Origin of the sequence: Duganella sp. BJB476, assembly GCF_003416895.1 — a bacterium.
In the GTDB taxonomy this organism is placed as follows: domain Bacteria; phylum Pseudomonadota; class Gammaproteobacteria; order Burkholderiales; family Burkholderiaceae_D; genus Rugamonas.
On record NZ_QVIO01000002.1, the window covers coordinates 538,096 to 558,937 of the forward strand.

Sequence of the window (20,842 nt, forward strand, 5' to 3'; positions counted from 1 at the left end):
GCCGCAGCGTCGCAGCTGCGGCGTCGGCACCCGCGACAGCAGGGTCTTAGTTATTATTGAATACGTCGGCGCCCTTCGGCATGACGAATTTAAAACTCGTCGCAGTCAGCGCCGGATTTTTTTCGATCTTGCGGAACGACAGCACCGAAGTCTGGCCGAACGAGTCCTTCAGCTCCATCGCTTCCGGCAAGCCGTTGCGCAGGCCGATGGTGATTTGCTCGAAGCTGGTGTCCTTGGCTTTCGGCACGGCCTTCAGCCATTCCAGGCCTTCCTTGGTGCCGGCTTCCGACAGCGTGAAATTCTTTTCCAGGTCGTTGCTGCCGAACAGGATGGCGGCCGGCGACGAGCCCAGCGCATCGCCCAGCTTCTTCACGGTGACCTGGTTCAGGTCCTTGTCGAAGATGAACAGCTGGTCGCCATCGGCTTGCAGCACCTGGTCGTAGGGCTTCACGTAGGTCCAGATGAACTTGCCCGGACGGGCGAACACGAAGGTGCCGGTGGCCGGCGTCGAAACCTTGGGCGCTTCGCCATTGGTGTTCTTGACCTGCTTCTGGGTGAACTCGCCCTTGGCGGCCTTGGTCGAGGCAACGAAGGATTTGAACTGCTCCAGCGCGCTGGCTTGCGCCAAGGCCGCCGCCAGCAGGCCGGCGGTCAACACTGCGATATTTTTAAAACGCATCATACGGTTTATCCTATTTTATTCTGCACTGGCAGCCGGCACCAGAATGTCGCGGTTGCCGTTCGACTGCATGGCGGAGACCACTCCGCTATTTTCCATTTGTTCCAGCAAGCGCGCCGCGCGGTTGTAGCCGATGCGCAGATGGCGCTGCACCAGCGAGATCGAGGCGCGGCGATTTTTCAACACCACCTGCACCGCCTGATCGTACATCGGATCGGCCTCGCCGCCGCCCTCGCCCGCCACGGCATCGCCGCCGCCGGCTTCGCCTTCCAGCGTGCCGCCTTCAAGGATGCCTTCAATATAGTTCGGTTCGCCGGTGGTCTTCAGATGCTTGACCACGCGGTGCACTTCTTCATCCGACACGAAGGCGCCGTGCACCCGCACCGGCAGGCCCGTGCCCGGTGGCATGTACAGCATGTCGCCCATGCCGAGCAGCGTTTCCGCCCCCATCTGGTCCAGAATGGTGCGCGAGTCGATCTTCGACGATACCTGGAACGCGATACGGGTCGGGATGTTGGCCTTGATCAGGCCGGTGATCACGTCTACAGATGGGCGCTGCGTCGCCAGAATCAAGTGCAGGCCGGCAGCACGGGCTTTTTGCGCGATACGGGCAATCAGCTCTTCCACCTTTTTGCCGACCACCATCATCAGGTCGGCCAGCTCGTCGATGATGATGACGATGGTCGGCAGTTTTTCCAGCGGCTCCGGCGAATCCGGCGTCAGGCTGAACGGATTCGGGATGTGCTCTTCCTTCTTCTTGGCTTCGGCGATCTTGGCGTTGTAGCCGGCCAGGTTACGCACGCCCAGCTTGGACATCAACTTGTAGCGGCGCTCCATCTCGTTGACCGCCCAGTTCAGCGCGTGGCCGGCCTGGCGCATATCGGTCACGACCGGCGCCAGCAGGTGCGGAATGCCTTCGTACACCGACATCTCCAGCATCTTCGGATCGATCAGGATCATGCGCACGTCGGCCGGGTCGGACTTGTACAGCAGCGACAGGATGGTGGCGTTGATACCCACCGATTTACCCGAGCCGGTGGTACCCGCGACCAGCAAGTGCGGCATCTTGGCCAGGTCGGCCACCACGGCCTTGCCGGCGATGTCCTTGCCCAGCGCCACGGTCAGCGGCGACGGATTGTCGTTGTAGACCTTGGAACCGACGATCTCGCTCAGGCGCACGATCTGGCGCTTGGGATTCGGCAGCTCCAGCGCCATGTAGTTCTTGCCCGGAATGGTCTCGACCACACGGATCGAGGTCAGCGACAACGAACGCGCCAGGTCGCGCGCCAGGCCGACGATCTGGCTGCCCTTGACGCCGGTGGCCGGCTCGATTTCGTAACGCGTGACGACCGGGCCCGGATAGGCCGCCACCACCTTGGCTTCGACGCCGAAGTCGGACAGCTTCTTCTCGATCAGGCGGCTGGTGAATTCCAGCGTTTCGATCGACACGGTTTCCTGCACCTCGGCCGCCTCGTCCAGCAGGGACAGGGCCGGCAGCTGGCTGTCGCCGCTCAGGTCCTGGAACAGATTGGCCTGGCGTTCCTTCTCCACACGCTCGGACTTGACCACGGTAACCACCTGCGGCTCGATCTTGACCGGCGCCGCCGCCACCGGATGCTTCTCGACGTGCTTGGCGCGTTCGATGACCACCACCTCTTCGCGCTTGACGGCCGCGACCTCGCCCTGGCGGCGGTCTTCGCGGTACTGGTAGCGCTGGATGAACCAGTCGATGACCGTCTCGATGCCGCCGCCGATGCGCTCGGCCAAGGTCAGCCACGAGACGTGGAAGAACAGGCTCAGGCCCAGGCCGAACAGCAGCAACAGCAGCAGGGTCGCGCCGGTGAAGCCGAACGCCACGTGGGCCGAATGGCCGATCAACTGCCCCAGCACGCCGCCCGGCGCGCGCGGCAGTTGCACATGCAAGGTGTACATGCGCAGGTATTCCAGCCCGACGCTGCCGATAAACAGCAGCACGAAGCCTATCCCGCGTATCAACGGTTCCTGCGCGTGTTCCGGATCAGGTTCCTTGGACAGCACATATTTCTGCGTCAGCCGGCGATAACCGAGCCAGACGATGCGCAGCAGGCAAAACGCCCACCACCAGGCCGAAAAACCGAAGATATACAGCAGCAAGTCGGACAGCCAGGCGCCAGCGCGCCCGCCGAGGTTGTGCACTTTGGGCACCAGCGTTTCGTGGGACCAGCCAGGGTCCATCTTGTCGTAGCTGATGAGTATCAGCACGAAATACAGGCCGAGCACGGCCAGCGCAAGCCAGCGCGCCTCGGACAGCAGCCGCACCAGCCGATTGGGCAGGGGCTGGCGTTCGGTCGGGGTGCGGGTATAGGCGGAAGATCCGGCGGAAGAGGCTTTTGGCATGCGTTCCTGAACTTTTTTACTGCTCATAGGTATAAAGGTGTTGCAATCTTATCGGTCAGGAAATAATCAGGTATGGCTATTCTAAGGCATATGGGCCCCAACCGGCCCGACGATTCATCCTGATCCGCTGCTTGCACTATAATCTTGTATTGCCTGCGTGAATGCAATAGCGGTTGCCCTGCTACCGCCCTTGCCATCACTATAATTGCCCCCAAATTCGGATTAATCCAACATATTAAGAAGCCTTCCATGACCACACCTAAACACGCCCGTGTATTGATCCTTGGCTCCGGCCCAGCCGGCTACAGCGCCGCTATCTACGCCGCGCGCGCCAATCTGAAGCCGATGCTGGTCACCGGCGTCGAGCAAGGCGGCCAGCTGATGACCACCACCGACGTGGAAAACTGGCCGGCGGACCCGATGGGCGTGCAAGGCCCGGACCTGATGCAACGCTTCCTGCAGCACGCGGAACGTTTCAATACTGACATCGTGTTCGACCATATCCACACCGTCAAGCTGCAAGAGAAACCGATCCGCCTGATCGGCGACAGCCATGAGTACACCTGCGACACGCTGATCATCTCGACCGGCGCCTCGGCACAGTACCTGGGCCTGCCGTCGGAACAGGCGTTCATGGGCAAAGGCGTGTCCGCCTGCGCCACCTGCGACGGCTTCTTCTACCGTGGCCAGGAAGTGGCCGTGGTCGGCGGCGGCAACACCGCCGTCGAGGAAGCGCTGTACCTGTCCAACATCGCCACCAAAGTGACGCTGATCCACCGCCGCGACAAGTTCCGCGCCGAAGCCATCCTGATCGACCGCCTGAACGCCAAGGTCGCCGAAGGCAAGATCGTCATCAAGTACAACCACACGCTGCAGGAAGTGCTGGGCGACGACAGCGGCGTTACCGGCATCAAGATCCAGTCGACCGACAGCAATGCCGTCAGCGAGCTGACCGTGCACGGCCTGTTCATCGCCATCGGCCACAAGCCGAACACCGGCATCTTCGAAGGCCAGCTGGACATGCACAACGGTTACATCAAGACCAAGACCGGCACCGAAGGCATGGCGACCGCGACCAGCGTACCGGGCGTGTTCGCCGCCGGCGACGTGCAGGACCACATCTACCGCCAGGCCATCACCAGCGCCGGCACCGGCTGCATGGCCGCGCTGGACGCCCAGCGCTACCTCGAAGGCCAGGAGTAATAGCGTGGAACTGAAAGACTTCGCCGACCTGAAATCGCTGGCCAAGCAGCTCAAGGAGCAGGCCGACACGCGCGCCGCCGCCGAGGCGGAGCGCGTCAAGCGGGAAAAGGTACAGGCAGTGGAAGCGAATATCTTCCAGTCCAGCCTGGGCGGCGTCAAACGCATGCCGGTGTCGGACCGCTATGTGCCGCAGATGCCGAAGACTGCGTCCGTAGCCGCTGCGCCGGCCCGCAAGCTGACGCAGGCCGAGGACGACGCGGCCGTGCTGCGCGAGTCGCTGTCCGACCTGTTTGAAGTCGATCATTATCTGGAAGAAGATCCGGCGCTGAACTACGCCGCTCCCGGCGTCGGCCCGGACGTGGTGAAGAAGATGCGCAAGGGCCACTGGCCAGTGCAGGATGAGCTGGACCTGCACGGCCTGCGCCGCGACGATGCGCGCGATGCCATCGGCGATTTCCTGCGCAAGTCGGCCATGCGCAACCACCGTTGCGTGTGCGTGATTCACGGCCGTGGTTTCGGCTCCAGGAGCCAGGAACCGGTGCTCAAGTCCATGGTGCACAGCTGGCTGGTGCAGAAGGAAGAAGTCGTGGCCTTCTGCCAGGCACGCCCTTCCGAAGGCGGCGAAGGGGCGTTGATCGTGCTGCTGCGCGCCGCGCTGCAAGTTCAGCGTTAAGGCGTAACGGCTGCCCACTCGCTGCGCAGCCAATCGAAGAAAGCCTGCACCGGCGGATGCCGCTCCCGGCCCGGTACGCACAACACGGTGTACGTGCCGCCGGCGATCTGCAGGTCCGGCCGTGCGGCCTTCAACAGCCCCCTCTGCTCCGTATCGGCGACCAGGATGGAGCTTGCCATCACCAGCCCCTGCCCGGCGATCGCCGCCTGCAACGCATACATTTCCTCCGCATATTCCCGCAGCGCCGAGCCAGGTAGCCAGTTCTTGCCGGCCGCCTCGCACCATGCACGCCAGCTGTCGCGGTACAGCGTGGACTTGGCCCAGTGGACCGAAATCAGCGACGGCGACGCTTGGTCCATCAACTCATCCACCCTGCCCGGCGCGCCGTAGACGCCGAACGACTCGACCATGCTGCCCGGACTGTACATGTCCAAATACGGGCCGCCACCGTAGCGGATCGCGACGTCGACGCTGGCGTCCTGCTGCAAGTCGATGGGCGTGGTCGAGGTATCCAGCCGCAGATTGACTTCCGGATGCAGGGCGTAGAACCGGTCCAGCCGGGGAATCAGCCACAGCGCGGCAAATGACGAGGCGGTGGTCACGGTCAGGCGGCCAGCCACCGGCGCCGCGCGCAGGCTGTTGGTGACCTGCGCCAGGTCGGCCAGCGCCGAGTGCAGCGAGTGGAACAGCGTCTCGCCCTTGGGCGTAAGCCGTACGCCGCGCGGCAGGCGGTCGAACAGCGCCACGCCCAGCCATTCCTCCAGCGTCCGCACCTGATGCGACACCGCGCCCGGCGTCACCGCCAGTTCATCGGCCGCCAGCTTGAAGCTCAGGTGGCGCGCCGACGATTCGAAAGTACGCAGCGCGACAACCGGTAAAGCACGAAACATGGTGTGTCCTCAAGTGAATCCAATTCGTCTGGCATCAATTCAGCTGGTTTGTTGGGTGCGACAGCGCGGCCTATAGTCATTGCACGACAACCAACGAGCATACCGCATCTACATCATGACCACACTACTGCACCTCGACTCCAGCGCCCGCCCCGGCAACTCCGCAGACCAGCCGTTCGGCTCACATACCCGGCGCCTGACGTCGCGCTTCGTCACCCGCTGGCAGGCGGCGCATCCCGACGACACCGTGATCTATCGCGACCTGGGCGCCCATCCGCCGCAGCACGTGACGGGCGAATGGATCCATGCCGCCTTTACCAAGCCGGAGCAGCGCCTGCCGTGGATGCACGCGGTGCTGCAAGAGAGCGACCAGTTGATCGATGAATTGTGCGCGGCCGACCTGGTCGTAGCCGGCGTGCCGATGTATAACTTCAACGTGCCGGCCCAGTTCAAGGCCTATATCGACAACATCGTGCGCGTGGGCAGAACCTTCGGCTTCGACCGAGGCCGCGCCGGCGCGCCCTACTGGCCGCTGCTGGACCAGCAGCGCAAATCGTTCGTCATCCTCAGCTCGCGTGGAGATTACGGCTACGGCCAGCGCATCGCCCACATGAACCATGTGGAACCGTCGGTCACCACGGCGCTGGGGTATATCGGCATTACCGACGTGCATGGGGCGGCCATCGAGTACGACGAATTCGGCGACGAGCGGCTGCAAGCCTCGATTGTGGCGGCAGAGTCACACGTCGAGCAGCTGGTGACGCAGTTGAGCGCGCAGCGGCGACAGACATCAGAATCATGACACGTGGTCGGTTTGTCATGTTAACCTATGGCATCATCACTTTGTCCATAAGCCTACATGAAGCACGTCCCTGTTCCGCACGTTTCCCTGATCACAGTCATCGAGATTGTCGCGATTCTGGTGGGCGCGTTTTCCGGCTTCGTTGAAGCGCGCCGCAAGCGCATGGACGTGGTGGGCGTGTTCACAGTGGCCTTCATCACCGCGTTCGGCGGCGGTACGCTGCGCGACATCCTGCTCGACCGAAGACCGTTGTTCTGGGTGCTGCACCAGGAATACGCGATCCTGATCTTCATCCTGGCGCTGGTGGCCGCGCCGCTGATGCGCACCCTGCGCCAGATCCTGTCCGAACGCTTGATCGTGGTGGCCGACGCCATCGGCCTCGGGCTGTTTGCCGTGGCCGGCGTGTCGCAGGCGCAGGCCGCGCACATGCCGCTGTTCATCGCCTCGATGATGGGCGTGATCACCGGTATCTTCGGCGGCGTGCTGCGCGACATCGTCTGCAACGAAGTGCCGATGGTCTTCCGCGACGGCAAACCCTACGCCATCTGTGCCTTCTTCGGCTGCTGGATGTACATCGGCCTGCAATACACCGACGTCTCCGACGACTTCGCGCTGTGGGCCAGCGCCGCCTGCATCACCTTGCTGCGGCTGGTGACGTGGAAGTTCGAGCTGCATCTGCACTATCACAAAAACTAGAACATGCAGGACTAACATGAACCGCAGCATCAGCTTAATTTTTCCTTTTTCGATCATGCTAGCCGCGCTTGCTCATGCGGAGCCCGTCGTCGACCTGCCGCGCACCTGCTCATTGGCCCGCGAGGCTGCGGATGCCGGCGATCTAATGGGCGCCATCGTCCGGGCGGAATGCCTGATCAGCGGCGGCGAAAAAAACGATGATCCAATGCCGCTGGCACGCCAGCTCGCACGCCAGGCGCAGGCCAAGGGCTCGCTGGCTGCCGGCTTTGTGCTGTATGAGATCTTCGCGCTCGACCCCAAGTACAGCTATGCGCCGGGCGGCAAAGTCGACATGAACAGGTACAACGCGCTGGCGGCGACGCCTGTTGCGCAGCGCGGCGAACAGATCGAGGCATTGAATGGATTGTCGTCCGCCGTGAGTGCCGGACATGAGCGCGCGGTAACGACCACGCTGGGCTATTTGATTACAACCATAGCCCCCGGCAACCTGGACCGGACAATCGGCATCGCAACCGGGATGCAGCGCGCAAAAATGTCGATCCCGCCAGCATTGGCAGGCGATGTGCAGCTGGCCCAGTACATTAAAAAACTGGGTGTCTCGCAGACTTCGGTCTCGACCTTCAAGAACGCTTACGGCTCGGCACTGGCCGCCGCAGCGCTACAAATTCGCGGCATCAACAACGATGCCGCTTGCGAGGTGAAGGACATCAAAATTGTCCGCATCGATGGGGTTGAGCCGATCGCCAACGCCGTGTACCTGTCGCTAAACCAACCGCTTGAAAACAGCTATCTCGTTCAAGGCTCGTGGTCGGAGTCCTGGACGTTCGCCGGCTGCGATAAGACCGCGACGGTGAAGATGCTGTTCACGGCGGACGGCTGGGGAGGAGCGCACTATTCCTCCAGCCCGATCAAACTACACTAAAAAATCAAGTATGAAAGAGAACCACGTGAATACCATCAGCATTCGTCAGGCCGCACTCGCCGATATTGAAGCATTGTCCGTTTTATTCGATGGCTATCGCCAGTTCTACGGACGCGAAAGCGACGTACCGGCGGCAAAGAAATTTCTGATCGACCGATTCGGCAACGGCGAATCAATACTGTTTATCGCGCACGACGGGGCTGAGCCCATCGGCTTTACGCAGCTGTATCCGAGCTTCTCCAGCGTTTCGCTCGGACGCATCTACGTCCTGAACGACTTGTTCGTCAATGAATTGGGCCGCCGCAAGGGTGTGGGCGCCAAACTGCTGACAGCAGCCGCCGATTTCGCGCGCGCAGTCGGGGCAATTCGTCTGGCACTGTCAACCTCGAATACAAACACAACGGCACAAGCGCTCTATGAAGCCGAAGGCTGGGAGCGCGACGACGATTTCTTCTACACCTACTCCACTAAACAATAGTCCTTCACGAAAATGCTAGCGGGTCCAGTCCTCGATCCGCAGCATTGGCACTTGTCCAAAGGATTTATCATTGGTGACCAAGACCGCACCTGCCTGTAGGGCATGCGTTGCGATCAGCAGATCGCGACGCACGTCAATCCACCAGTTGGCAGGGAGGCGATACCGTAACCGCTATATACTTGTGCATATTGCGACTTCGTTCATTTTTTGCCATTATCCAAAGTCTGATCTTGCCCTTGCGGCATTTTTTTTACAAATCGCTATATACGAAACTATATAGCGACTCAAACTTTGGGAAAGTAAGCGTATGAAGAAGCAAAAATCGGCCTTGCTGGCGTCGGCGGTGATGGCGTTGGGGGCTAGTGGCGGCGTCGGAGCACAGCAAAATGGGGAGGCGACACCGTTTGACCTGGGTACCGTGGTGGTGACCGGCTCACTGAGCCAGGTAGGCGAAATTGGAAAAGAACAGGTGGCATCCGTCATCACCCGCAAGGAAATCAAGCAGTTCAACCGCGACAACGTCGGCGACGCGCTGAACCTGCTGTCGGGCGTGACGCTGTCGACCAACGCGCGCAATGAAAAAACCATCGCCGTGCGCGGCTTCGATTCGCGCCAGGTGCCGCTGTTTATCGACGGCATCCCGGTCTACGTTCCCTACGATGGCTATGTGGACTTCAACCGCTTCAGCACCGCCGACCTGGCCGGCATCCAGGTGGCAAAAGGGTTCAGCTCGATGGAGTATGGCCCGAACGCATTGGGCGGCGCCATCAACCTGATCTCGCGCAAGCCGAAAGCCGCGATCGAAGGCGACGCCACGCTGGGCTTCGGCAGCGGCAGCGAACGCCAGGCCTCCGCCAACCTCGGCAGCAACCAGGGCAACTGGTATGTGCAGGCCGGCGCATCGTATGACGAGAGCAATACCTTCCCGCTGTCGTCGGACTTCCGCCCTACCGCGAGCGAAGACGGCGGCGCGCGCAACAATGCCTATCGCCGCGACAGCAAGGTGTCGCTGAAATTCGGACTGACGCCCAAGGCCGGTGATGAATACGCGCTCAGCTACTACCAGCAGCACGGCATCAAGGGCCAGCCGCCGTCGACCGACCCGACCGTCGCCCGCTACTGGAAATGGCCGTACTGGGACAAGGAAAGCCTGTACTTCATCTCGCGCACGGCCCTGACGCCGACCGAAGCACTGAAGCTGCGCGCCTACCACGACAGCTACGGCAACGAGGTCGATACCTATACCGACGCCAGCTACAGCAAGCTCAAGACCACCGGCGCCGGCAGCGTGGGCACCGGCCGCAGCATCTACAGCGACTGGACCAATGGCGCCTCGATCGAACTGGAATCGCGCCGCATCGCCAACAACACGCTGCGTTTGATCTCCCACTACAAGCTGGACAAGCACCTGGAGCGCGACGCCACCGGCACGACGCTCTCCATCTTCAAGGATGCGCTGGTTTCCTACGCGCTCGAAGACAATGTACAGATCAGCCCGGCGTTGATGCTGTCGCTGGGCGCGGGCCAGCACCAGCTGCGGCCACTGCAGGTGTACAGCAGCGGCAACGCCTACACGCTGCCCAGCGAGAAGACCGCCCATGACTGGCAGGCCGGCCTGTTCAACGACCTGTCGCCCGCTGCCCGCGTGTACGCGACCATCGCACAGAAGTCGCGCCTGCCGACACTGAAGGACCGCTACTCGCAACGCCTGGGCACCTACATCGAAAACCCGGCGCTGCGCCAGGAACGCGCGCGCAATTATGAGGCCGGTTATCAGGGCCAGCCATGGCAAGGCGGACACGTGCAGGCCGCGTTCTTCTACAGCGAGGTCAAGGACAAGATCCAGGCCGTCGCCAACGTATCAGGCAACAAGTCGCAGATGCAGAACGTCGGCAAGGTCCGGCAATCCGGCGTCGAGCTCGATGCGCGCAGCGCGCTGAACAGCATCGTCGAACTGGGCGCCAACTACACTTACACCGAACTGAAAAACCTCAGTTCGCCAAGCACCAAGCTGACCGACGTGCCGCAACAGAAGCTGACCGCACAGGCGCTGCTGCACCCGCGTGGCGACGTTGACGTGATCGCCTACGCCGAGCACAACAGCAGTCGCTGGGCGTCCAACACCTTGCAGCTGGCCAGCTTCACGACGCTGAACCTGAAGGCCGGCTACCGCCCGGTACGCAACGTCACGGTCGAAGCGGGCGTGAGCAATCTGAACGACAAAAACTACACGCTGGCCGACGGCTTCCCCAGCGCCGGACGCCAGTGGTTCGGCAATCTCAGCTATCAATTCTAAGGAATAAAATCATGCACAAACTCTTGCTTGCCGTGGCGCTGAGCGTAAGCGCCCTTGCCTTTGCTCATCCGTCGGACACGCCACCGGCCCAACGCGTCACGACGCAGCTGGCCGTCACCGGCGCCGTCGAGCATCCATTGAAACTGAGCGTGGCTGACCTGCGCCAGTTCCCGGTCCAGCAAATCGGCGAATTTCCGCTGGCGGGACAAGGCGGCGCAAAACGCCCCCCGCTGAAAAACGTCAAGGGCGTTCGCCTGCGCGACCTGCTGGAACGGGCCACGCTGGTGTCGCGCGACCATAACGATGTGAAGAAGATGGCCATCATCGCGACCGCCAGCGATGGCTACGTGGCGGTCTTTTCGTGGGCGGAGATTTTCAATTCCCCGCTGGGCGACGGCGTCCTGGTCTTTTATGAGCACGACGGCGCGCCGCTGGCCGACGACGAGGGCCGCATCGCCATGATCTCCACCCAGGACGCCCGCAGCGGCCCGCGTCATGTGAAATGGCTGCAAAGCATCGAGGTCAGGAAGCTCGCCGACTGACCTCGATGAGCGATCAGTCAGAAACGCTGCCCGACGCCGGTATCCCGTAACGGTCCGCCTGCACCTTGCCGCTGACGCCGTGCGTACGGACGTCGGCGGTGATCGGCAGCATCTCCTTGTTCCACTGCTCCCACTGCTCCTTCAACTTCGCGAACACTTCAGGGTGGCGCTTGGCCAGGTTGGCGCGCTCGTGCTGGTCCTTGACCACATCGAACAGGAACTCGTTGCCGCCGATTTTCAAGTACTTCCAATTGCCGGAACGGATGGCGCGCTGCGCGTTGGCCTTGTAGCGCCACAGCAGCGTGCGCTCCTGCTGCTTCGCCTGGCCCAGCAACAGCGGCAGCAGGTTGGTACCGTCGGTCGGATAGGCCGGATCGGGCGCGCCGCCGGCTGCCGCCAGCAAAGTCGGCAGCCAGTCCATGCTGATCGCCACCTGCTCGGACACCTGCCCCGCCGCAATCTTGGCCGGCCAGCGCACGATGGCAGGCACGCGGATGCCGCCTTCCAGCAGTTCGGTCTTCTGCCCAGTCAGCGGCCACGTCTTCGAGAAGCGCTCGCCGCCATTGTCGCTGGTGAAGATGACGATGGTGTTCTCCGCCAGCCCCTTGTCCTCCAACGCCTTCAGCACGCGGCCGATCGACGCATCCAGCGATTCGACCATGCGGCCGTAGGTGGCCAGGTCGCCGCCGTCGTAGTGGAAGATGTTGTCGATGTCGCGAGAAATGGCCTCGTCGCCCGGACCTTCCCACGGCCAGTGCGGCGCCGTGTAGTGCAGCGACAGCAGGAAGGGCTTGCCGGCCTGCTGCTTCTGCACGAAGTCCACTGCGCGCGCCCCCAGCAGGTCGGTGTAGTAGCCGATCTGGTGCACCGGCACTTCGCCCTCGTACAAATCCTCCTTCACCTGCGGGCCGACGCCTGGCTTGTGTGTGAAGTAATCGATGGCGCCGCCGTAGTTGCCGAAGAAGCTGTCGTAGCCGCTCTTCAGCGGGCCGAAAGTCGGCAGGTAGCCCAGGTGCCACTTGCCGATCAGCGCCGTGCCGTAGCCCTGCTTCTTCAGCAGCGACGGCAGCGTGGGATGCGTGCGCGGCAGGCCGATGGTGTCGGAGGCGCCGGCGATCGGCTCCTCCAGCCCGCCGCGCAGGCGATACTGGTAGCGGCCGGTGATCAGCGCGAAGCGCGTGGCCGAGCACACGGCCGAGTTGGCATAAGCCTGCGTGAAACGGATGCCCTGCCCGGCCAGCTTGTCCAGGTTGGGCGTGCGGAAATCGGTCTGGCCGTAGACGCCCAGGTCGGCGTGGCCGAGGTCATCGGCCAGGATGAAGATGATGTTGGGCTGCTCCTTGCCGGCGGCCAGGCCGTTCGGCAGATAGCCGGCCAGCGCCAGCGCCGGCAGGGATTTCAGAACGCGGCGGCGGGTGTTATTCGTCATGCATGGTCTCCAGTCAGAAATCTGCGCGAGCGGTCACGCCAACCTGGCGGGGCGTTCCGATCACGGCGTTATAGGCGCCCGGGTTGGTGTTCCAGGTGCTGGTGTAATAGGTCTTGTCGAACACGTTCTTGGCCCAGACCGAGATGTCCCAGCGGGTCTGGCCGTTCTTCACTTTCACGCCGGCCGAGAGGTTGGTCAGGCTGTAGGCTGGAATGCGCGAGTACTCCGAAGCATCCAGCGTACCGTAAGTCCCGCTGCGGTAGGCATAATTGATGTTGCTGTAGCCTTCGACATTGGCCTCCAGCGTGGTCGCGTACTGCGCGCTGAGGTTGCCGATCCAGCGCGGCGCATTGACCAGCGCGGCGCGGCCCGACAGATCGCAGGAAGCGCCAGGACGTTCGCTCGGGCACGGCGCGTTCTTGTACTCCTTGTACTTGACGTCGTTGAACGAGCCGTTGGCGCCCAGCGTGAGGCCGCGCACCACGACCAGGCTGGTGTCCAGCTCCAGGCCGCGGCTGCGCACATTGCCGGCGTTGGTCAGGTAGGACGTGGCGCTGACCGGATCGTAGGCATTGCTCTGGTAGCCGTTGACCTCGTTCCAGAACAGGCTGGCGTTGACTTGCGCGCGGCGCTCCAGCAGGTTGCTCTTGATGCCCAGCTCCAGGTTGTTGGCCTTCTCGTTGTTGACCCTGAGCGAAGACACGCCCGCCGCGCCCGGCACCGACAGGTTGATGCCGCCCGATTTCTCGCCGTGCGACAGGCTGCCGAAGGCCAGCACATCGGTATCGATCTTGTAGGCCAGCGTGACCAGCGCCGACGGGCTCAGGTTGTTGAGGTGGACGTCGCCCGAGTTGTAGGCGCCGTAGCGGGCGTTGCGCGAAGCCAGCGCTGGACCGCTGACGACCGCGCCGCCGATCGGCGCATCACGCGTCACCTGGGCGATCTTGTCTTCGTAGGTGGCGCGCAGGCCGCCGGTCAAATCCCACTGCGGATCGATGTGCCAGATCGACTGGCCGAACAAGGCATAGCTGTTGACGCGCAGATGGCCGTTGCCGATGCTGGTGACATTGCTCCAGGTGCCGGCCGGCGTGGCGTTGAACTTGTCGGCCAGCGGCCCGTTGTAGGTGAAGTTGACGTTGTCCAGGTTCTGGTAATAGTAGTACGCGCCGAACACCGACTCCACCGGCCGCCCCAGCGGCGTAGCGAGGCGCAGCTCCTGCGTGAACTGGCGATGGCGCGCCGAGGCGCCGACGTTCAGCGTGACCGGCACGTCTAAGCCGTCGTCGTTGTGCGGCGTGAAGTTCCAGAAGCGGTAGGCGCTGATGGAGGTGAACTTGTAGTCGTTGTCCAGCTTCCAGTTGACCTCGCCCGAGACGCCGCCCTGGTGCACATCCACATGCGAGCCGCTGTCCAGGTTGACCTGGCGCTTCGTCGGGTCGGTGATCGGGTGGCCGCCGACAGCGGCGGCCTGCGACAGGAACTTGCCTCCGGGGCCGGCGCTGTAGAAAATCAGCGTGCCGTTGTTGGAGTCCTCGACGTTGTAGTCGGCGATCAGGCGGGCGCTGACTTTGTTGTTCGGTTCCAGCAGCAGTTGGGCGCGCACGCCTTCGCGGTCGCCGCCCTGTACCTTGCTGCCGTTGTAGACGTTGGTGATGTAGCCGCCTTCATGCGTCTTGTAGACGGCGATGCGGCCGGCCGCCGTGTCCGAGAAGGCGCCCGACAGCACGGCCTTGGCCTGCACATAGTCCTGCTGGCCGAGCGACAGCTGGGCGCTGTTCTCGCTGCGGAAGGTCGGCTGCTTGGTGGTGATGTTGAGCACGCCGGCGGTGGTGTTCTTGCCGAACAGCGTGCCTTGTGGACCGCGCAGCAGTTCCAGCTGCTGGATGTCCAGCGCATCGAAGGCGGCCATGCCGGGGCGGGCCAGGTACACGTTGTCGAGGTAGACGCCTACGCTGCCTTCAAGGCCATCGCTGGCCGGATTGTTGCCGAGGCCGCGCACGGCAAAGCTCATCTGGCGCGCGTGGACGTAGTTGACGGTGGTGCTGGGCAGCAGTTGCTGCAAGTCCTGCACGCGGTAGACGCGGTTGCCTTCCAGCGCGCTGCTATCGAGCACGCTCATCGACGTCGGCACGCTTTGCGACGTCTCGTTGCGGCGGCGCGTAGAGACGGTGACGCGAGCCACCACTTCTAGCGAAGCGTCGGCGGCGGCGGTCGTGGCGGCTGCCGACGGCTCGGCGCCTTCGGCAGCGGCTTCGGCGGCAGTGGCGGAGGTGGCCGACAGTCCCAGCGCTGCAGCGTTCTGCGCCTGCACCGGCGCCGCGGCAACCAGCAGGAGTCCATATGCCGCAGCGACGGCGGCGGCCAATTTATTCTGTTGCATAGCAGTCTTCCATTCAAATTAACGGGCGTGAACCGCCCCGCACGCCGGCTTGGCGGCCGGCGCGTTCTGTTGTTGTAGGTAGGTGATGGCGCCGCAGCGATGCGCGGCGCAGAGACGTGTTCGCGCTTAGTTCGTGACTACGCGGAACTTGCCTGGCTCCGGCGGCGTGACCGCTTTTTCGGAACGCGGAGTGCCTTCCGGCACCCAGTTGTACGGCACCGGTTGGGCGCGGTACAACCAATTACTCAACACCGGCTTGCCCGCGCCGGCCACCGGCGTCGGCGCGAAGTACGGGCTGACGTATTCCCAGGCGATGTCGCCCTTGCTCGTGACCTGGAAGATGCGGCCGTTCATGCCCTCATCGATCAACGTATTCCCGTTCGGCAGGCGGCGTGCACTGCTGATGAAGGAGCTGTAGAAGCTCCACTCCGGTCCGTTCGAATCGCCGCCCGTGTATTCCCACACGATCTGCTTGGTGACGGGATCGATCTCCAGCACCCGCGAGCGCGGCTGCACGCCAACGCTGACGCGTGGATAGCCCGCCTCGCCCTGGTTGTCGAACACCAGGATGTTGCCGGCGCCAGGCAAGCCCGGCTCGATCAGATGCGCATCATGCTGACCGATGATCTGGTCCACCGGGCGCGGCAGCACACGCGGACCGCGCACCTGCGCCGGATAATCCGGCCCCAGCGACCACACCACTTTGCCGGTCTGCTTGTCGAGGATGACGATGAAGTTCGCTTCGCGCGAATCGATCAGGATGTTGTCGGGATTGAAGCGCTGGTCGCCGGCATCGAACCAGCGGTTCGGTCCCAGCACCGACATGTTATTGACGTGCAGGTAGTCGAACGGTGCGGCCTTGCCGCGCGGCGAGTAGCCGTTCTTCACCAGCTTCAGCGATTCCGGCTTGAAGCCGAATTCGTCCAGGTGATCGGAAGCCAGCCACTTCCAGACGATGTCGCCGCCCGGCGTGACCTCGTAGATCACATCGTCGAGCACCTGCGGCGCGGCGAAGCCGGCCAGCGGATGCACCAGGTTGGCCAGCACCAGCGTATTGCCGTTTGGCAGGCGGCGCCAGTCGTGATGCTGCTTGGCGCTGCCGCCGGGTACTTGCGAGGATGCCTTGCCTTCCACCGGCGCGGCATACGCATCCTGCGCGCCGCCAGCCGCGCCCCACTGCCAGACGACCTTGCTGTCCCAATCTAGTTCACCGATGGCCTGGTTGCGCAGGCCGTTGCCCTCGTTGGAGGTGCCGGTGGTGCTGGCCAGTTGCACCAGCACGTGGCCGCGCTTGCCGCCGGTCAGCGCAGGGTTCAGCAGCACCGGCGGGAAGCCTTCGGCGTTCCAGCGGTGCACCTCGTTGCCGTTCATGTCTATCAGATGGGTGTTCTTGTCCTGGCCGCTGAAGATCACGTAGCTGTTGTACGCGGTGGCGGTGTCGTAGCGGGTGACGCCGGTAGGATAGACGCTGGGCGCGGCGCCCAGGTTGGTGGCGACGGCGAACAGCGACAGTGCGGCGAGTGTACGAGTAGTCATGACACGAGTTCCCAGTGAGTGGACAGTGTGTCTATATTACCAATCCACGTAGAAAACTCGAACTAATATAACCAATCATCGATATGTAAAAAATGCCGCCGGCACTGAGCGCGATCTTGAGCGCGTTCGGCTGGCGGCATTCCTTGAGGTCGAAGCAAAAGCGGAATTACACAGCTTCTGCGCCAGTCTCGCCGGTGCGGATGCGGATGACCTGCTCAACGTTCTGCACGAAGATCTTGCCGTCGCCGATCTTGCCGGTGCGGGCGGCCTTGATGATGGCGTCCACCACCTGCTCGGCCACGCCGTCGTCGACCACGACTTCGACTTTCACTTTCGGCAGGAAGTCGACCACGTATTCGGCGCCACGATACAGTTCGGTGTGGCCCTTCTGGCGGCCGAAGCCTTTAACTTCGGTAACGGTCAGGCCGGTGACATTCACTTCGGCCAGTGCTTCGCGCACCTCGTCCAGTTTGAACGGCTTGATCACAGCGGTAATCTGTTTCATGACTTCTCCTTATTTTGTTTCAAACGTAAATCTGATGCCGGGCGAGCCGCGAGCGATTACTTTGTATTGTAATCGACGCGCACACGCTGTCCATCAACGTATGCGAATACCTGTCAATTCCCTGCTTCTTGCACCGGAATGGAGCGTAATTCCTCCAGCCATACAACGCTTTGCGCGTCGCTCGGCGCGCGCCAGTCGCCGCGCGGCGACAACGAACCGCCGCTGCCCACCTTCGGTGCATTCGGCACGCAGCTGCGCTTGAACTGGCTGGTGCGGAAGAAGCGGTCCAGGAAGATGCCCAGGTTTTTCTTGATCGCGCCCAGGCCGTACTGGTTGCGAGTGACGTGGTCGCCATCCGGCCAGCGGCCCTTCTCCTTGTCCTGCCACGCGGTCAGCGACAGGAAGGCGACCTTGGATGGACGGAAGCCGAAGCGCAGCACGTAGTACAGGTTGAAGTCTTGCAGCTCGTAAGGACCGATGGTGCTTTCGGTGCGCTGCTCCGGCTGACCGTCCGCCGTGCCCGGCACCAGCTCGGGGCTGATCTCGGTGCCCAAGATGTCGAGCAGCACTTGCGCATCGTTGCGGCCGATCACGCCGGACTCGGCGACCCAGCGCACCAGGTGCGAGATCAGCGTCTTCGGCACGCTGGCGTTGACGTTGTAGTGCGACATGTGGTCGCCCACGCCGTAGGTGCACCAGCCCAGCGCCAGCTCGCTCAAGTCGCCGGTGCCGCAGACGATGGCGTTGTGGTGGTTGGCCAGGCGGAACAGATGGTTGGTGCGCTCGCCGGCCTGCACGTTCTCGAACGTGATGTCGTACTGCGCCTGGCCTTCCGAATACGGATGGTTCAAGTCCTTCAGCATCTGGATGCAGCTCGGGCGGATGTCGATTTCCTGCGCCGAGCAGCCGACCAGCTTCATCAGCGCATGCGCCTGCGTCAGCGTGCGGTCGCTGGTGGCGAAGCCGGGCATGGTGTAGGCCAGGATGTTGGTGCGCGGCAGATTCAGCTTGTCCATCACGCGCGCGCAGACCAGCAGCGCATGGGTCGAATCGAGGCCGCCGGAGACGCCGATGACGATTTTCTTGATATTGCTGGAGTTCAGACGCTGCGCCAGCGCCTGCACCTGGATGTTGTAGACCTCGTTGCAGCGCTCGTCGCGGCGGCGGGCGTCGGCCGGCACGTAGGGGAAGCGTTCGACGCAGCGCTTCAGCGCCAGCGGCTCTTCGCGGCCGATTTCCAGTTCGAAGAACACGGTGCGGAACTTGTTCACCTCGGCCGCATGGCGTTGCACCGATTGCGCAAAGGTGTTCATGCGCATGCGCTCGCGCGACAGGCGCTCCAGGTCGATGTCGGCAAAGGTCAGCGTGGCTTCGTCGCTGAAGCGCTTGGACTCGGCCAGCATTTCGCCGTTCTCGCAGATCACGCCCTGCCCGTCCCAGGCCAGGTCGGTAGTCGATTCGCCGGTGCCGGCCGAGGTGTACAGGTAGGCGGAGATGCAGCGCGCCGATTGCTGCGACACCAGCTGGTTGCGGTAGCCGGCCTTGCCCACCAGCGCGTTCGACGCCGACAGGTTGACCAGCACGGTGGCGCCGGCCAGCGCCGCGAACGACGACGGCGGGATCGGCACCCACACGTCTTCGCAGATCTCGACGTGGAATTTGAACAGCGGCATGTCGGCCACTTCGAACAGCAGGCCTGAGCCGAACTGCACGCGTTCGCCCAGCAGGTCGATCTCGGTGGCGACCGCGTAGTCGCCGCTGCTGAACTGGCGGGCGTCGTAGAACTCGCCGTAGTTGGGCAGGTAGCTCTTCGGCACCACGCCCTGGATCTGGCCGTTGGCGATCACCACCGCGCAGTTGTACAGCTGGTGCTCGACACGCAGCGGCACGCCGACCACCAGCGCCAGCTTCCATTGCGCCGAGGCGGCGACGATGCTGTCGAGCGCATCGAGACAACCATCCAGCAAGGCACGCTGGTGGAACAGGTCGTCGCAGGTGTAGGCCGACAGGCCCAATTCCGGGAAGGCCACCAGCGCCGCGCCTTGTGCGGCGGCCTGTTCGGCCAGGGCGATGGTCTGGAGGGCGTTGTAGGCGGGGTCGGCGATCCGGCAAATCGGGGCGGCGATGGCGACGCGGGCGAAATCGTGGGTGTACAGATTCAGGAAATTCGAGGTCATGTGTAGTCTTTCGCGAGCACAAGGGACATGCAAAATCGAATTATCGCACGGGGACAGTCTGGCCGCCGCCGACAGATCGGCTGCAGATAGGCTAGACTTGCGCCAACATCAAAGGCCGGAGGCAGGCGTGTCAGAAGCAGTATTTACGATCATCGACTCACTGGACGGCGTGGACCCGGCACAATGGCAGGCGCTGGCCGGCGACAATCCAACGCTCAGCTACACTTTCCTGCACGCGCTGCACGAGAGCGGCTGCGCCTCGCCCGACACCGGCTGGTCCCCACGCTACCTGGTGCTGCACCGCGACGATGTGCTGGCCGGCGCCATGCCGCTGTACCTGAAGGATCACAGCCGCGGCGAGTATGTGTTCGACCACGCCTGGGCGGACGCCTTCCACCGCAACGGCATCGAGTACTACCCCAAGCTGCTGTCGGCGGTGCCGTTCACGCCGGTGACCGGCAGCCGCTTGCTGGCGCGTACGCAGGAAGACCGCCAATTGCTGGCGCGCGCCGCAGTGCAGGTGGCGCGCCAGCTGGGCACCTCGTCGCTGCACATCCTGTTCCCCGACCAGCAGGACAAGCAGGCGCTGGCCGACGCCGGCTTCATGCTGCGCGAAGGCGTGCAATTCCACTGGGATAATCCCGGCTATGCCGATTTCGAGGCCTTCCTGGCCAGCATGAAGATGGAGAAGCGCAAGAAGATCCGCCAGGACCGGCGCCGCGTGCTGGACGCGGGCATCGTCTTCGAACACCTGGCCGGCCAGCAGATCACCGCCGAGGTGCTGGGCTTCTTCTACGACTGCTATGTGTCGACCTACCACGCGCACTATTCCAAGCCGTACCTGTCGCTGGCATTCTTCGAACGCATCCTGCGCGAAACGCCGGACAGCATGATGATGGTGTTGGCCAGGCGCGGCGACGCGCCGGTGGCGGCCGCGCTGAACCTGGTGGGCGGCGGCATCATGTACGGCCGCTACTGGGGCACGCTGGAATTCGTCTCCGGCCTGCACTTCGAAACCTGCTACGTGCAATCGATCGAATACTGCATCCGCCACGGCATCGCCCGCTTCGAGGGCGGCGCCCAGGGCGTGCACAAGATGTCGCGCGGGCTGGTGCCGACGCCGACCTGGTCGGCCCACTGGGTGGCCGACCCGCGCTTCGCCGGCGCCATCGCCGACTTCCTGCGCGAAGAAACCGCCGCCATGAACGACTACATCGACGAACTGGCCGAACACGTGCCGTTCAAGGCCGGCTGACGC

General features: G+C 63.1%; 17 protein-coding genes. 9 read left to right on the forward strand and 8 right to left on the reverse strand.

From position 1 onward, the window contains the following. Nucleotides 1-46 precede the first annotated feature (46 nt). Complete coding sequence (gene lolA, locus D0T21_RS11940; RefSeq protein WP_116989634.1) at nt 47-682, reverse strand: outer membrane lipoprotein chaperone LolA; 636 nt, start codon at nt 680-682, stop codon at nt 47-49. A 15-nt stretch (nt 683-697) separates the two neighbouring features. Beyond that, nucleotides 698-3,055: a DNA translocase FtsK gene (locus D0T21_RS11945; protein WP_116989633.1), complete on the reverse strand. Its 2,358-nt coding sequence runs from the start codon at nt 3,053-3,055 to the stop codon at nt 698-700. A gap of 249 nt (nt 3,056-3,304) precedes the next feature. Between D0T21_RS11945 and trxB the strand changes: the two genes are divergently transcribed. After that, nucleotides 3,305-4,258 carry a thioredoxin-disulfide reductase gene (gene trxB, locus D0T21_RS11950; protein WP_116989632.1) on the forward strand — a complete coding sequence of 318 codons (954 nt, stop codon included), beginning with the start codon at nt 3,305-3,307 and terminating at the stop codon, nt 4,256-4,258. Nucleotides 4,259-4,262: 4 nt separating this feature from the next. Further along, entirely contained in the window at nt 4,263-4,931 is a 669-nt protein-coding gene (locus D0T21_RS11955; protein WP_116989631.1) for a Smr/MutS family protein, read from the forward strand. On the opposite strand, the gene D0T21_RS11960 is transcribed toward D0T21_RS11955, so the two are convergent. Then, nucleotides 4,928-5,821, reverse strand: coding sequence for a LysR substrate-binding domain-containing protein (locus D0T21_RS11960; RefSeq protein ID WP_116989630.1), 894 nt, complete (start codon nt 5,819-5,821; stop codon nt 4,928-4,930). The genes D0T21_RS11955 and D0T21_RS11960 overlap by 4 nt on opposite strands. Nucleotides 5,822-5,936: 115 nt before the next feature. Here D0T21_RS11960 and D0T21_RS11965 point away from each other — a divergent pair, with 115 nt between their 5' ends. The 6 genes from D0T21_RS11965 to D0T21_RS11990 all read left to right on the forward strand — a co-directional run bounded on the left by D0T21_RS11965 (nt 5,937) and on the right by D0T21_RS11990 (nt 11,557). Next, nucleotides 5,937-6,623 (forward strand): FMN-dependent NADH-azoreductase, encoded by a 687-nt coding sequence (locus D0T21_RS11965; RefSeq protein WP_116990049.1) that lies wholly within the window; start codon nt 5,937-5,939, stop codon nt 6,621-6,623. Nucleotides 6,624-6,680: 57 nt separating this feature from the next. Beyond that, the gene (locus tag D0T21_RS11970; protein WP_116989629.1) at nt 6,681-7,319 is read left to right on the forward strand and encodes a trimeric intracellular cation channel family protein; all 639 of its coding nucleotides are present in this window, start codon (nt 6,681-6,683) and stop codon (nt 7,317-7,319) included. A gap of 16 nt (nt 7,320-7,335) precedes the next feature. Continuing rightward, a complete protein-coding gene (locus D0T21_RS11975) occupies nt 7,336-8,241 on the forward strand; it encodes a hypothetical protein (protein ID WP_147328097.1) in 906 nt (301 codons plus the stop codon). A gap of 25 nt (nt 8,242-8,266) precedes the next feature. Then, nucleotides 8,267-8,719: a GNAT family N-acetyltransferase gene (locus D0T21_RS11980; protein ID WP_116990048.1), complete on the forward strand. Its 453-nt coding sequence runs from the start codon at nt 8,267-8,269 to the stop codon at nt 8,717-8,719. A gap of 307 nt (nt 8,720-9,026) precedes the next feature. Then, a complete protein-coding gene (locus tag D0T21_RS11985; protein WP_116989627.1) occupies nt 9,027-11,015 on the forward strand; it encodes a TonB-dependent siderophore receptor in 1,989 nt (662 codons plus the stop codon). A gap of 11 nt (nt 11,016-11,026) precedes the next feature. Continuing rightward, the gene (locus tag D0T21_RS11990) at nt 11,027-11,557 is read left to right on the forward strand and encodes a molybdopterin-dependent oxidoreductase (protein WP_116989626.1); all 531 of its coding nucleotides are present in this window, start codon (nt 11,027-11,029) and stop codon (nt 11,555-11,557) included. 13 nt (nt 11,558-11,570) lie between these two features. Here D0T21_RS11990 and D0T21_RS11995 read toward each other — a convergent pair whose 3' ends face one another. From D0T21_RS11995 to D0T21_RS12015, 5 genes are all read right to left on the reverse strand, one after another. Next, complete coding sequence (locus D0T21_RS11995; RefSeq protein ID WP_229211449.1) at nt 11,571-12,986, reverse strand: sulfatase; 1,416 nt, start codon at nt 12,984-12,986, stop codon at nt 11,571-11,573. A gap of 13 nt (nt 12,987-12,999) precedes the next feature. After that, on the reverse strand, nt 13,000-15,366 hold the full coding sequence (locus D0T21_RS12000) for a TonB-dependent receptor (RefSeq protein WP_116994408.1): 2,367 nt from the start codon (nt 15,364-15,366) through the stop codon (nt 13,000-13,002). A 126-nt stretch (nt 15,367-15,492) separates the two neighbouring features. Continuing rightward, nucleotides 15,493-16,902: an aryl-sulfate sulfotransferase gene (locus tag D0T21_RS12005; protein ID WP_116989624.1), complete on the reverse strand. Its 1,410-nt coding sequence runs from the start codon at nt 16,900-16,902 to the stop codon at nt 15,493-15,495. Nucleotides 16,903-17,068: 166 nt separating this feature from the next. Beyond that, nucleotides 17,069-17,407: a P-II family nitrogen regulator gene (locus D0T21_RS12010; RefSeq protein ID WP_020705920.1), complete on the reverse strand. Its 339-nt coding sequence runs from the start codon at nt 17,405-17,407 to the stop codon at nt 17,069-17,071. Nucleotides 17,408-17,520: 113 nt separating this feature from the next. Then, complete coding sequence (locus D0T21_RS12015; protein ID WP_116994409.1) at nt 17,521-19,584, reverse strand: NAD(+) synthase; 2,064 nt, start codon at nt 19,582-19,584, stop codon at nt 17,521-17,523. Between the two features lie 127 nt (nt 19,585-19,711). Here D0T21_RS12015 and D0T21_RS12020 point away from each other — a divergent pair, with 127 nt between their 5' ends. Next, nucleotides 19,712-20,839 carry a GNAT family N-acetyltransferase gene (locus tag D0T21_RS12020; protein ID WP_116989622.1) on the forward strand — a complete coding sequence of 376 codons (1,128 nt, stop codon included), beginning with the start codon at nt 19,712-19,714 and terminating at the stop codon, nt 20,837-20,839. Nucleotides 20,840-20,842 lie beyond the last annotated feature (3 nt).